This window comes from Ralstonia sp. RL, from assembly GCF_001683835.1.
GTDB classification, from domain to species: domain Bacteria; phylum Pseudomonadota; class Gammaproteobacteria; order Burkholderiales; family Burkholderiaceae; genus Ralstonia; species Ralstonia mannitolilytica.
Genome location: NZ_LWRX01000243.1, coordinates 1 through 12,396 on the forward strand (window position 1 = coordinate 1; position 12,396 = coordinate 12,396).

Consider the following 12,396-nt stretch of genomic DNA (forward strand, 5'->3'; position numbering starts at 1 on the left):
CAACGGCATCCTGCACAAGATGCGCATGGCCGCGCCCGGCAAGCGCTTCATCGAAGCGCCGACCGCCGGCAATGCCGCCACCTGCAAGAGCTGCGCGCACTGCCCGTGGATGGCGATGAACGCGCTCACGAACCTGGCCGAGGTGCTGGAGACCGGCCGCAACGAAATCCACGTCGACCCGGCGACAGCCCGGCAGGCCGTGGTCTGCATCGACCGCATGCTCGACTTTGCCGCACGCGAGAAAGCCGCCGTCCGGCCGCACGGCGATCTGGCGGCCAATGCACAACTCTTCCAAGGAATTGGCCCGGCATGACGGCGACCCAGATGAACGGCAGCACCGCGCAGGCGATTTTCGACAGCTTCGGCGCGGCACTGCGCGAGGCGCTGGCTGCCAACGTGGCTGCAGCGATTGCGGAGGATGTCGGCACGGGCGACCGCACGGGCTTGCTCGTCCCCGCAGACAGGCATGCGCGCGCGCGCGTGATTGTGCGCGAGTACGCCGTGCTGTGCGGCACGCCCTGGTTCGACGCGTGCATGCACGCCGTCGACCCGGCGGTGCGTGTGACATGGCGCCAGCACGAAGGCGATGGCATGGCGCCCGATTCCGTGGTGTGCGAAATCGAAGGCCCTGCGCGTTCGTTGCTGACGGCGGAGCGTCCGTCGCTGAATTTCCTGCAACTGCTTTCCGGTGTGGCGACCGCAACGTCGCGCTACGCACAAGCCATTGCCGGTACGCGTGCGCGCGTGCTGGACACGCGCAAGACATTGCCCGGCCTGCGGCTTGCGCAGAAGTATGCCGTGCGCATTGGCGGCGGCGAGAACCAGCGCCTCGCGCTGTACGACGGCATCCTCATCAAGGAAAACCACATCGCTGCAGCCGGTGGTGTGACGGCGGCCTTGCGTGCTGCCCAGGCGCTGAATGCCGGGGTATCGATCCAGGTGGAAGTGGAAACGCTCGCGCAGCTGGAAGAAGCGCTGGCAGCCGGCGCCACGTCCGTGCTGCTCGACAACTTCGATACGCCCGCGATGCGGGAGGCGGTGCGCCTGACGGCGGGGCGGGCGCTGCTGGAAGTGTCCGGCGGCGTGAACATCGAGACGATCCGCGCGTTTGCCGAAACGGGCGTGGACCGCATCTCCGTCGGTGCGCTCACGAAAGACGTGCGCGCCACCGACTATTCCCTGCGGATCGTCGAATAGGCCTCAGCGTTTGCGCGCGATCTGCCGATGCGTCGGCTGCATGACCGTCGGCAGCGCCTTGGGCAGCGTCTCGGGATAGTCGCGCGAGAAATGCAGGCCACGGCTCTCGTGCCGTGACAGCGCGCTGTCGACGATGAGCGAGGCCACTTCAACGAGGTTGCGCAGTTCCAGCAGGTCGTGACTCACGCGGAAGTTCGCGTAGTACTCGGTGATCTCTTCGCGCAGCAGTGCAATGCGATGCTGCGCGCGTTCCAGCCGCTTGTTCGTGCGGACGATGCCGACGTAGTTCCACATCATGCGGCGCAGTTCGTCCCAGTTGTGCGAGACGACGACTTCCTCGTCGGCATCGGTCACGCGGCTTTCATCCCAAGCCGGAATCTGCACCGACGTCGGGTGCGATTGCGGCTGCGCAAGGATGTCTTCCGCCGCGCCGCGTCCGATGACCATGCATTCCAGCAGCGAATTGCTGGCCAGCCGGTTGGCCCCGTGCAGGCCGGTGTAGGCCGTCTCCCCCACGGCGTACAGGCCGGCGATGTCGGTGCGGCCGAGGTGATCCGTCACCACGCCGCCGCACGTGTAGTGCGCCGCCGGCACGACCGGGATCGGCTCTCGGGTGATGTCGATGCCCAGCTCCAGGCAGCGCGCCAGGATTGTCGGGAAATGCTCTTTGAGGAAGGCCGGGCTCTGGTGGCTGATATCGAGATAGACGCAGTCCAGGCCGCGCTTCTTCATCTCAAAGTCGATGGCGCGGGCGACGATGTCGCGCGGGGCGAGTTCGGCGCGTTCGTCATGCGCGGGCATGAAGCGGGTGCCATCGGGCAAGATCAGCTTGCCGCCTTCGCCGCGCACCGCTTCCGTGATCAGGAAGGACTTGGCGAACGGATGGTACAGGCAGGTCGGGTGGAACTGGATGAACTCCATGTTGGCCACGCGGCAGCCCGCGCGCCATGCCATGGCAATGCCATCGCCGCTGGCCGTGTCCGGATTCGTCGTATACAGGTACACCTTGCCCGCGCCGCCCGTGGCCATCACCGTGTGATTGGCGGTGAGCGTCTTGACGTGGCCCGAAGCCACATCCAGCACATACAGGCCATGGCAGCGCATGCCAGGCAGGCCGAGCTTCGCATCGGTAATGAGGTCGATCGCGAAATGGTCTTCCAGCAGCGTGATGTTCGGGTGATTGCGCACCTTTTCCACCAGCGTCGTCACCACGGCATGGCCGGTCGCGTCGGCGGCGTGGATGATCCGGCGGTGGCGGTGGCCGCCTTCGCGCGTCAGGTGGAAGCCGAGCTCGGCCTGTTCGTCGCGCGTAAAGGGCACGCCGTGGCCGATCAGCCATTCGATGGCCTCGCGTCCGTTTTCGACGATGTAGCGCGTGGCCGCCTCATCGCACAGGCCTGCGCCTGCGATGAGTGTGTCGTCGACGTGCTCGTCATGGCTGTCGCCGGAGTCGAGCACGGCGGCAATGCCGCCCTGTGCCCAATCGCTCGCGCCTTCCGGCAGGCTGCGTTTGCTGATGACGACCACGCGGCGGTGATCGGCGAGGTGCAGGGCGACGGTCAGGCCCGCCAGGCCACTGCCGACGACGGCAACATCGAAATTCATGGAAGACGCGGGAGGCTGGGCAGACGCGGCTGGGCGTAGCGCAGTCGCGTGTCAATCGGAAAGAGAAGCAGTGTACACCGCGGTTTGACCGTGCGGCGCGCAACAAAAAACCCGCCATGAGGCGGGTTTTCGGTGCCGGTCCGCATGGTGCCGGACGGGCGGAAGCCAGATGCGCAATCCGTGGCGGATTACTTGATCTTGGTTTCCTTGTAAGCGACGTGCTTGCGGGCGACGGGATCGAACTTCATGATCTCCATCTTTTCCGGCTTGGTGCGCTTGTTCTTGGTGGTCGTGTAGAAATGACCCGTACCTGCGGTCGATTCCAGCTTGATCTTGTCGCGTCCGCCTTTGCTGGCCATGTTTAACTCCTAATTAGACTTCGCCGCGTGCGCGCAGGTCCACGAGCACTTCGTCGATGCCTTTTTTATCGATCAGGCGCAGACCAGCGTTCGAGACGCGCAGGCTCACCCAGCGGTTTTCGGATTCGACCCAGAAGCGGCGATTCTGCAGGTTCGGCAGAAAACGGCGCTTGGTCTTGTTGTTTGCGTGGGAAACGTTATTGCCGACCATCGGCGCTTTCCCGGTCACTTGACAGACGCGTGCCATGGAGCACTCCTAACTTGATTCGTATGACTACAGTTTGCGACCGGGCGCGTAGGACTTGAGCCATGCGCAGCGCCACTGTAGAGGTGGGACACTTCAGCGAAACGCGGATTATACACACAAAACCACCGTGAAATCAACGCAATCCGTGGATTGCCGTTGCGTGCCGTGTGGTGCGGCGCCGGCGCTACATCTTCCCGTGCTCCAGAAAGCCGTAAACCGTGGTGCGGCCCACGATCATGTGGTCCAGCACGATGACGTCGAGCAGCGCCAGCGCCCTGCAGAGCTCGCGGGTGAGCGTGACGTCGGCTTCGCTCGGCTCGGCGTGGCCAGTGGGGTGGTTGTGGGCCAGGATGACGGCGGCGGCATTGTGATGCAGAGCGCGCTTGGCGATCTCGCGCGGGTACACGCGCGCTTCCGTGAGCGTGCCGCGAAACAGCTCCTCCCAGGCGATCAACCGGTGCCGCACGTCAAGGAACAGGCAGGCAAACACCTCGTGTGGGCGATGGCCGAGCGTCAGGCGCAGGAAGTCCTTCACGCTTTGCGGCGACTCGAAGGTGAGGCCGACGCTGATGTCTTCCTTCAATGCGCGCCGCGCGACCTCCAGCAGCGCGTGCAGCTGCGCGTACTTGGCCGGCCCCATGCCGTCGATCGAGGAGAACTCCTGTTGCGAGGCGTGGCAAAGGCGCCCCAGCGAGCCGAAATGCGCGAGAAGCTCGCGGGCCAGGTCGACCGCGCTTTTGCCCGGCATGCCAACGCGCAGGAAGATGGCCAGCAGTTCCGCATCGGACAGGGCGCCCGGGCCGTGGGCGAGCAGTTTTTCACGTGGCCGCTCGTGGGCGGGCCAATCGACGATTGCCATAGTTGAGATCGCGGTGGACCGCTGCGTGCGGCGCGCGCCACGCCAGCGGCCGGGAAAAGGGCTGGCGTACAATAACGGGTTACTTTTCGGTCAAGCAGGTTGAGCGTGCAAAATTTGGTGAACGACGCGCCCAAAGGGGCGCCAGGCGGCGAAGTGAAGGTGGTTAGGCCGGATTCGTATCTGACGCTGCATTACCGCATCGCGCTGGAGAACGACACGGACATCGTGACCACGTTCGGAGACAAGCCCGCCACGCTGCTGCTGGGCCAGGGCCAATTGGCGCCGACGCTGGAGCAGGCGCTGCTCGGCATGCGCGAGGGGGAGCGGACGACGTTCCGCCTTACGCCCGAACATGCCTTCGGGCCGCGCAACCCGGAGTTGCTGCAACGCGTGTCGCTGGCCACGCTGCGCGAAAACTCCTCCTTTGAAGAGGATTACCAGCCAGGCGATCTCGTCGAATTCAACGCCCCGAGCGGCGGCAAATACGCCGGCGTGCTCAAGGAAGTGGGCGAGACCTCCGCGCTGTTCGATTTCAACCACCCGCTCGCCGGCCAGACCATCGTGTTTGAAGTCCAGCTGATCGGCATTCTGTGATGAGCACCACCGTGAACGCGCCCGTCGATCCTGTCACCCAAGCCGATGCCGAAGTCCTGCTCGCGCAGCCGCGAGGCTTCTGCGCCGGGGTGGACCGCGCCATCGAAATCGTCGAGCGGGCGCTGCAGCTTTTTGGCGCCCCGATTTATGTGCGTCACGAGATCGTCCACAACGCCTATGTCGTGAGCGACCTGCGCAACAAAGGCGCCGTGTTCGTGCAGGAACTCGACGACGTGCCGGTGGGCGGCACGGTCATCTTCAGCGCGCACGGGGTGTCGCGTGCTGTGCGTGAGGCGGCGCAGGCCCGCGGCCTGCGCGTGTTCGATGCGACCTGCCCGCTGGTCACCAAGGTGCACGTGGAAGTCTCGAAGATGCGGGCGCAGGGCTTCGAGATCATCATGATCGGGCACAAGGGCCATCCCGAAGTCGAGGGGACGATGGGGCAGGCCGACGACGGCATACTGCTTGTCGAATCGGTGGCTGACGTTGCCCATCTTGCAGTGAAGGACCCGACGCGGCTGGCGTATGTCACGCAGACGACGCTGTCGGTGGATGAGACGCAAGAGATCGTCGTTGCCATCAAGGCGCGCTTTCCGGCTGTGCACGAGCCCAAGAAGCAGGACATCTGCTACGCCACGCAGAATCGCCAGGACGCGGTGAAATTCATGGCGCCGCAGGTCGAAGTGGTGATCGTGGTCGGCAGCCCGAACAGTTCGAACTCCAACCGCCTGCGCGAACTGGCCGAAAAGCTGGGCGTACCGGCCTACATGGTGGACACCCCAGAACAGGTGAAACCGGAATGGGTGGCCGGCAAGCGCCGCGTGGGCCTGACGGCGGGGGCGTCCGCGCCCGAGGAGCTGGCGCAGTCGATCGTCGATCGGCTCAAGGCGCTGGGCGCGCGGACGGTGCGACCGCTGGAGGGAATCCAGGAAAACATGTCCTTCCCTCTTCCGAGGGGCCTTCAAATGAATTGAATGCGTTTATGTAAATGCCCACTTAAAAAATGCCCTAAAGAAGTGCGCGCCAAAGCGGTGCATCGAGCGCTTTTTCATAAATGACAGCCACGCAATCGAGCGTGGCTGTTTCATTTTGTGCGCCGCAAAAAGAGACCCGCTACCCGCCAAGCCTTGATTTACTGTGGATGTCGCCCGGCAAGCCGCGTGGTGACAGGGTTTTCCCTGCTCTGGCACGCTTCTTGATCTTCTCGTCCGCCATTCGTGTTCGCCTGCGCGAAATCACCCGTTTTTGTGCATTGGGGAAACCCCGTAAAACGGCGTGGTTACGGCAAAAAACGTTGTTGCGACGCGTATTGCATCCGCAAAAAAAGGGGATACAATGCGCGCGTTTCAAATTGAAACAAATCGGCGCGGGGGGAGCGGCCGGGAGGCAGGACGCTCTCCTTGCTCTTGCGAGATCTAGGAGATCACTCATGCAAATTAAGTTTGCCAAAGTTCTGCCGCTTGCGGCTGCCGTGGCACTCGTAGCAGCTTGCGGTAAGAACGAGGAAAAGCCCGCAGACCAGGCTGCTGCACCCGCAGCAACGTCGGCTCCGGCCGCGGCTGCTGGCGGCGGCGAGACCGTCGTCAAGATCGGTCACGCGGCTCCGCTCACGGGCGGTATTGCTCACCTTGGCAAAGACAATGAAAACGGCGCACGCCTGGCCGTTGAAGAAGCCAACAAGGAAGGCCTGACCATCGACGGCAAGAAGATCAAGCTGGAGCTGGTGGGCGAAGACGATGCGGCCGATCCGAAGACCGGCACCGCCGTGGCGCAAAAGCTGGTCGACGAGCACGTCGTTGCCGTCGTTGGCCACCTGAACTCGGGCGTTTCGATCCCGGCCTCGAAGATCTACAGCGATGCAGGCATCGTGCAGATCTCGCCGTCGTCGACCAACCCCGACTACACCAAGCAAGGCTTCAAGACGACCTACCGCGTGGTGGCAACCGACGCGCAGCAAGGTCCGGCACTGGCGAACTACGCTGCCAAGAGCCTGAATGCCAAGAGCGTGGCGATCGTTGACGACGCGACCGCTTATGGCAAGGGCCTGGCCGACGAGTTCGAGAAGACCGCGAAGGCCGACGGCATGAACGTGGTGGCGCGTGAAGCCACCAACGACAAGGCCACCGACTTCAAGGCCATTCTGACCAAGATCAAGGGCAAGAAGCCGGACGTGATCATGTACGGCGGCATGGACGCCACCGGCGGTCCGTTCGCCAAGCAAGCCAAGGAACTGGGCATCACGGCCAAGATCGTTGGCGGCGACGGCGTGTGTACCGACAAGGTGGCCGAACTGGCCGGCGACGCCATCGACAACATCATCTGCTCGGAGGCGGGCCTGGCGCTGTCGAAGATGGAGAAGGGCGCAGACTTCGAGAAGAAGTATCAAGCGCGCTTCAACACGCCGGTGCAGATCTATGCCCCGTTCACGTATGACGCCGTCAACGTGATCATCGATGCGATGAAGCGTGCCAACTCGACCGATCCGGCCAAGATCCTGGCTGCCATGCCGGCAACCAACTATCACGGCGTGATCGGCAACATCGCGTTTGACGACAAGGGTGACCTGAAGGAAGGCTCTATCACCCTGTACAACTACAAGGACAAGAAGAAGACCGTTCTTGACGTTGTGAAGATGTAATCAAGGGTCATCCGCCCTGGAAACGGCACCGCGCCCACCCCTGCGGTGCCGTTTTTTATAGCCTCGCCAGTTACACAAGGCCCTCACCATGGGCGCGTTCGGCAGGCCGCTTACCAGCAACCTCACCTTACCCATCCGATTGATCGCATACCTTGCGGGCGCGCCACCGCGTCGCCTACAACAAGCAAGGCATAGCAGGAGCTGTTCTCATGGATATCTTTATCCAGCAGATCGTGAACGGCCTGGTGCTCGGCAGCATTTACGCGCTGATCGCACTGGGCTACACCATGGTCTACGGTATTCTCGGCATCATCAACTTCGCCCACGGCGACGTCCTGATGATTGGCGCCATGTCCGCGCTGACCGCCATCAACTTCCTCCAGAAGTTCTTCCCCAACTTGCCCGACTGGCTGACGCTGGTGCTCGCGCTGCTGTTTGCGATGCCGGTTTGCGCCATCGTCGCGTACACGATTGAACGGGTCGCCTACCGGCCGCTGCGCAATGCGCCGCGCCTGGCCCCACTGATCACCGCTATTGGCGTGTCGATCGTGCTGCAGACCCTGGCGATGATGATCTGGTCACGCAACCCGCTGACCTTCCCGCAACTGCTGCCCTCGAACCCGATCGACATCGGCTCGACGGGTGCGACCATCACCGGCAAGGAAATCGTCATCATCGTGGTGTCGATCCTGGTGATGATCGGGCTGATCCTGCTGGTCAACCGCACCAAGCTCGGCCGCGCCATGCGCGCCACCGCCGAGAACCAGCGTGTGGCGGGCCTGATGGGCGTCAATCCGAACTTCGTGATCTCCGCCACCTTCATGATCGGTGCTGCCATGGCGGCGGTCGCTGGCGTGATGATGGCGACCAACTACGGCAACGCCCACTTCTACATGGGCTTCATCCCTGGCCTGAAGGCGTTTACCGCCGCGGTGCTGGGTGGCATCGGCAACCTGGCGGGCGCCATGGTGGGCGGCGTGCTGCTCGGCCTGATCGAGGCGCTGGGTGCCGGCTATATCGGTGATCTGACTGGCGGTGTGTTCGGTTCGAACTACCAGGATGTCTTCGCGTTCATCGTGCTGATCGGCGTGCTGCTGTTCCGGCCGTCCGGCATCATGGGCGAACGCGTTGCGGACCGTGCATAAGAAGGGGAGCGCCATGACTGAAACTGCAACCGAATTCAAGGCCCCGAAGAAAACGCGTCTCGCGCTGTACGGCTTCCTGATCCTCGCTGTCTTCGCGCCGTTCCTCGTGGGCGCCGCAGGCGGGAACTACTGGGTGCGCGTGCTGGACTTCGCGCTGCTCTACATCATGCTGGCCCTGGGCCTGAACATCGTCGTGGGCTTTGCTGGCCTGCTCGACCTGGGCTATATCGCGTTCTACGCGGTGGGGGCGTACATGATGGCGCTGCTCGGCTCGCCGCACCTGTCCACCCAGTTCGAGTGGGTTCACCAGCTGTTCCCCAACGGGCTGCACTTGGTGGTGTGGTGGGTGATTCCGCTGGGCGCGGGGCTTGCGGCGCTGTTCGGCATCCTGCTGGGCGCGCCGACCCTGAAGCTGCGCGGGGATTACCTCGCCATCGTGACGCTGGGCTTTGGCGAGATCATCCGCATCTTCATGAACAACCTAGACCGGCCGGTGAACATCACCAACGGTCCGAAGGGCATCAACCTGATCGAGCCGGTCAAGATCTTTGGGTTCGACTTCTCGAAGCGCCATGATTTCTTCGGCATCCGCTTCGACTCGGTCTATATGTACTACTACCTGTTCGTGATCCTGGCCGCGATCATCATCATCGTGTGCCTGCGCCTGCAGAACTCGCGGATCGGTCGTGCATGGGTCGCCATCCGCGAAGATGAAATCGCTGCCAAGGCGATGGGTATCAACACCCGCAACATCAAGCTGCTGGCGTTTGCGATGGGTGCGTCGTTCGGTGGCGTCTCGGGGGCGATGTTTGCATCGTTCCAGGGCTTCGTGTCGCCGGAATCGTTCGTGCTGTGGGAGTCGATCTACATCCTGGCGATCGTGGTGCTGGGCGGCATGGGCCACATCCCGGGCGTGATCCTGGGCGGCATCCTGCTGGTGGGCTTCCAGGAACTGCTGCGCGCCTTGGCTGAGCCGCTTCAGAACAAGCTGTTCGGTCATGTGATCGTGGAAGCGGAAGTGCTGCGTCAGTTGCTCTTCGGCCTGGCCATGGTGGTGGTGATGCTGTATCGCCCTGCGGGCCTGTGGCCCTCGCCGCGCAAGGAAGACCGTCCGCAGAAGGCGCGGGTCGGTGGGTTGTCCCGCATCTGATTGGAGGCACGCAACATGAGCAACAACAACGTCCTCCTCTCGATTCGAGGAGTGAGCAAGCGCTTCGGCGGCCTGCAGGCGCTGTCCGATGTGAACCTGGAGATCCGCGAAGGCGAGATCTACGGCCTGATCGGCCCGAACGGCGCCGGCAAGACGACGTTCTTCAACGTCATCACCGGGCTGTACACGCCGGACTCCGGTGAATTCGTACTCGGCGGCACGCCGTATCAGCCGACCGCCGTGCACGAAGTGGCCAAGGCCGGTATCGCGCGCACGTTCCAGAACATCCGCCTGTTCGGGGACATGACCGCGGCCGAGAATGTCATGGTCGGCCGCCATGTCCGCACGAAGGCCGGCCTGGTCGGCGCGGTATTCCGCACGAAGGCTGCCCGTGAAGAAGAACAGTCGATCGAGGACTGGGCGCACGACCTGCTCGACTACGTCGGCATCGGGAAGTACGCCAACTACACGGCGCGCAACCTGTCGTACGGCCACCAGCGTCGTCTGGAGATCGCGCGCGCCCTGGCCACGCAGCCCAAGCTGCTGGCCCTGGACGAGCCGGCCGCCGGCATGAACGCGACTGAAAAGGTCGAACTCCGCGGTCTGCTCGACAAGATCCGTTCCGACGGCAAGACCATCCTGCTGATCGAACACGACGTGAAGCTCGTGATGGGCCTGTGCAATCGCTTGACCGTGCTTGACTACGGCAAGGTCATCGCACAAGGTCTGCCGCAGGAAGTGCAGAGCAACCCGGCCGTGATCGAGGCCTACCTCGGCGCATCGGCGCACTGATGCGGAGGAACGGAACAATGAAACCAGTGATGTTGAAGATCGACGGCCTGAAGGTTGCCTATGGCGGCATCCAGGCGGTCAAGGGTGTGGATCTGGAGATCCGCGAAGGCGAGCTTGTCACGCTGATCGGTGCCAACGGCGCCGGCAAGACGACCACCATGAAGGCCATCACCGGCCTGCAGGGCTGGGCCGGCGGCGACGTGCAGTATCTGGGCAAGTCGATCAAGGGCGTGCCGAGCTACAACCTGCTCAAGCAGGGCCTGGCGATGGTGCCGGAAGGCCGCGGCGTGTTCGCGCGCATGACCATCACCGAGAACCTGCAGATGGGCGCCTTCACGCGCAGCGACGATGCGCAGATCAAGGCGGACATCGACCGCATGTTCGGCATCTTCCCGCGCCTGAAGGAACGTGCAAACCAGCTGGCCGGCACGATGTCGGGCGGCGAGCAGCAGATGCTCGCCATGGCGCGCGCGCTGATGAGCCAGCCGAAGCTGCTGCTGCTCGATGAGCCGTCGATGGGCCTCTCGCCGATCATGGTGGAGAAGATCTTCGAGGTCGTGCGCGACATCTCGGCGCAGGGCGTGACGGTGCTGCTCGTCGAGCAGAACGCGCGCCTGGCGCTGCAGGCGGCGCACCGCGGCTACGTGATGGACTCGGGTCTCATCACCATGAGCGGCGATGCCAAGCAGATGCTCGACGACCCGAAGGTGCGTGCCGCCTATCTGGGCGAGTAAGCGTTCCGAAGCGTCATCAAAAAAGCCCCGCGATGTCTGCGGGGCTTTTTCTTTGTGCCAGTGGAGCGCCGAGGCTCAAGCGTGCGCCTTCAGCAGCGTACGCAGCATGCCGATCATCGTGTCGATTTCTTCGGTGGTCACGTTCAGCGCGGGCATGAAGCGCAGGATGCTCGGGCGCGGGGCGTTGAGCAGCAGGCCCGTCGGGTTCATCTCGCGTGCGGCCTCGACGAGCTGGCCGCCGATGTCCTTGCCGAGCAGCAGGGCGCGGAGCAGGCCTTCACCGCGTTCGCCGGCCAGGCCAAACTCTTCGCTCAGCTTCAGCAACTGCGTGCGCAGGTACGCACCGCGCTCCTGCACACCGGCCAGGAAGCCCGGGGCCAGCAGCTGCTCGATGACGGAGCAGCCGACGGCCGTCATGAGCGGGTTGCCGTTGTACGTACCGCCCTGGTCGCCGGCTTCGAAGCTCGCGACTTCATCGGTGCACAGCAGGGCCGACAGCGGCACGCCGCCGCCGATGCCCTTGCCGAGCGTCATGATGTCCGGCTCGATGTTCGAGAGCTGGTAGGCGAACAGCGTGCCGCAGCGGCCGCAACCGGCCTGTACTTCATCGACGATCAGCAGGATCTTGTGCTTCTTGGTCAGCGCGCGCAATTGCTGCATGAATTCTGGCGTGGCTGGCAGCACGCCGCCTTCGCCCTGCACCGGCTCGAGCATCACGCCGACCGTCTCATCGGTGATCAGCGCTTCCACCGACGCGATGTCGTTCAGGATGGCCTTCGGGAAGCCCGGCACTTGCGGCGCGAAGATGGTGTCCCAGCCTGCCTTGCCGGATGCGCTCATGGTGGCGAGCGTGCGGCCGTGGAAGCTGTGGTCGAACGTGATGATCTGGTAGGCGCCGTTCTTATGCTTCTTGCCCCACTTGCGCGCGAGCTTGATGGCGCCTTCGTTGGCCTCGGCGCCGCTGTTGGCGAAGAACACCTTGTCGAAGCAGCTGTGCGCGGTCAGCAGGCCGGCCAGCTTGGCCATCGGCTCGTTGTAGAACGCCGGGCTCGGGTTGATGAGCTTCCTGGCCTGGG

At 63.6% G+C, this 12,396-nt stretch carries 14 protein-coding genes; 9 read left to right on the plus strand and 5 right to left on the minus strand.

Going from position 1 to position 12,396, the window contains the following annotated elements; genetic code table 11:
* A partial coding sequence (nadA, locus tag A6M56_RS21445) for a quinolinate synthase NadA (protein WP_286758413.1) occupies nt 1-313 on the plus strand: 313 nt, incomplete at its 5' end.
* Nucleotides 310-1,197, plus strand: a complete 888-nt coding sequence (gene nadC, locus A6M56_RS21450) for a carboxylating nicotinate-nucleotide diphosphorylase (RefSeq protein ID WP_102080055.1) — start codon at nt 310-312, stop codon at nt 1,195-1,197. The genes nadA and nadC, both read left to right, overlap by 4 nt.
* Before the next feature lie 3 nt (nt 1,198-1,200).
* Here the strand turns inward: nadC and nadB are convergent, their stop codons facing one another.
* From nadB to radC, 4 genes are all read right to left on the minus strand, one after another.
* On the minus strand, nt 1,201-2,802 hold the full coding sequence (nadB, locus tag A6M56_RS21455) for an L-aspartate oxidase (RefSeq protein ID WP_062737871.1): 1,602 nt from the start codon (nt 2,800-2,802) through the stop codon (nt 1,201-1,203).
* A gap of 188 nt (nt 2,803-2,990) precedes the next feature.
* Nucleotides 2,991-3,161: a 50S ribosomal protein L33 gene (gene rpmG, locus A6M56_RS21460; RefSeq protein WP_003262397.1), complete on the minus strand. Its 171-nt coding sequence runs from the start codon at nt 3,159-3,161 to the stop codon at nt 2,991-2,993.
* A 13-nt stretch (nt 3,162-3,174) separates the two neighbouring features.
* Nucleotides 3,175-3,408, minus strand: a complete 234-nt coding sequence (rpmB, locus tag A6M56_RS21465) for a 50S ribosomal protein L28 (protein ID WP_004631999.1) — start codon at nt 3,406-3,408, stop codon at nt 3,175-3,177.
* Between the two features lie 184 nt (nt 3,409-3,592).
* Entirely contained in the window at nt 3,593-4,267 is a 675-nt protein-coding gene (gene radC, locus A6M56_RS21470; protein ID WP_045787504.1) for a RadC family protein, read from the minus strand.
* Between the two features lie 105 nt (nt 4,268-4,372).
* Here radC and A6M56_RS21475 point away from each other — a divergent pair, with 105 nt between their 5' ends.
* The 7 genes from A6M56_RS21475 (at nt 4,373) to A6M56_RS21505 (ending at nt 11,320) form a co-directional block, all read left to right on the plus strand.
* Nucleotides 4,373-4,861, plus strand: coding sequence for an FKBP-type peptidyl-prolyl cis-trans isomerase (locus A6M56_RS21475; protein ID WP_102080277.1), 489 nt, complete (start codon nt 4,373-4,375; stop codon nt 4,859-4,861).
* The gene (gene ispH / locus A6M56_RS21480; RefSeq protein ID WP_286758418.1) at nt 4,861-5,835 is read left to right on the plus strand and encodes a 4-hydroxy-3-methylbut-2-enyl diphosphate reductase; all 975 of its coding nucleotides are present in this window, start codon (nt 4,861-4,863) and stop codon (nt 5,833-5,835) included. Before A6M56_RS21475 ends, ispH begins: the two co-directional genes overlap by 1 nt.
* Before the next feature lie 455 nt (nt 5,836-6,290).
* Nucleotides 6,291-7,499, plus strand: a complete 1,209-nt coding sequence (locus A6M56_RS21485; RefSeq protein ID WP_045787502.1) for a branched-chain amino acid ABC transporter substrate-binding protein — start codon at nt 6,291-6,293, stop codon at nt 7,497-7,499.
* Between the two features lie 209 nt (nt 7,500-7,708).
* Nucleotides 7,709-8,644, plus strand: coding sequence for a branched-chain amino acid ABC transporter permease (locus tag A6M56_RS21490; RefSeq protein ID WP_045787501.1), 936 nt, complete (start codon nt 7,709-7,711; stop codon nt 8,642-8,644).
* A gap of 13 nt (nt 8,645-8,657) precedes the next feature.
* Nucleotides 8,658-9,794, plus strand: a complete 1,137-nt coding sequence (locus A6M56_RS21495) for an ABC transporter permease subunit (protein WP_045787500.1) — start codon at nt 8,658-8,660, stop codon at nt 9,792-9,794.
* 15 nt (nt 9,795-9,809) lie between these two features.
* The gene (locus A6M56_RS21500) at nt 9,810-10,586 is read left to right on the plus strand and encodes an ABC transporter ATP-binding protein (protein ID WP_045787925.1); all 777 of its coding nucleotides are present in this window, start codon (nt 9,810-9,812) and stop codon (nt 10,584-10,586) included.
* A 17-nt stretch (nt 10,587-10,603) separates the two neighbouring features.
* Nucleotides 10,604-11,320, plus strand: a complete 717-nt coding sequence (locus tag A6M56_RS21505; RefSeq protein ID WP_045787499.1) for an ABC transporter ATP-binding protein — start codon at nt 10,604-10,606, stop codon at nt 11,318-11,320.
* 75 nt (nt 11,321-11,395) lie between these two features.
* On the opposite strand, the gene A6M56_RS21510 is transcribed toward A6M56_RS21505, so the two are convergent.
* Nucleotides 11,396-12,396, minus strand: a 1,001-nt coding sequence (locus A6M56_RS21510; RefSeq protein WP_286758421.1) for an acetylornithine transaminase, incomplete at its 5' end; no start/stop codon positions are given.

Coding starts and splice junctions, on each gene's coding strand:
- nadC (WP_102080055.1), top strand. CDS start 310: ATGACGGCGACCCAGATGAACGGCAGCACCGCGCAGGCGATTTTCGAC.
- nadB (WP_062737871.1), bottom strand. CDS start 2,802: ATGAATTTCGATGTTGCCGTCGTCGGCAGTGGCCTGGCGGGCCTGACC.
- rpmG (WP_003262397.1), bottom strand. CDS start 3,161: ATGGCCAGCAAAGGCGGACGCGACAAGATCAAGCTGGAATCGACCGCA.
- rpmB (WP_004631999.1), bottom strand. CDS start 3,408: ATGGCACGCGTCTGTCAAGTGACCGGGAAAGCGCCGATGGTCGGCAAT.
- radC (WP_045787504.1), bottom strand. CDS start 4,267: ATGGCAATCGTCGATTGGCCCGCCCACGAGCGGCCACGTGAAAAACTG.
- ispH (WP_286758418.1), top strand. CDS start 4,861: ATGAGCACCACCGTGAACGCGCCCGTCGATCCTGTCACCCAAGCCGAT.
- A6M56_RS21485 (WP_045787502.1), top strand. CDS start 6,291: ATGCAAATTAAGTTTGCCAAAGTTCTGCCGCTTGCGGCTGCCGTGGCA.
- A6M56_RS21490 (WP_045787501.1), top strand. CDS start 7,709: ATGGATATCTTTATCCAGCAGATCGTGAACGGCCTGGTGCTCGGCAGC.
- A6M56_RS21495 (WP_045787500.1), top strand. CDS start 8,658: ATGACTGAAACTGCAACCGAATTCAAGGCCCCGAAGAAAACGCGTCTC.
- A6M56_RS21500 (WP_045787925.1), top strand. CDS start 9,810: ATGAGCAACAACAACGTCCTCCTCTCGATTCGAGGAGTGAGCAAGCGC.
- A6M56_RS21505 (WP_045787499.1), top strand. CDS start 10,604: ATGAAACCAGTGATGTTGAAGATCGACGGCCTGAAGGTTGCCTATGGC.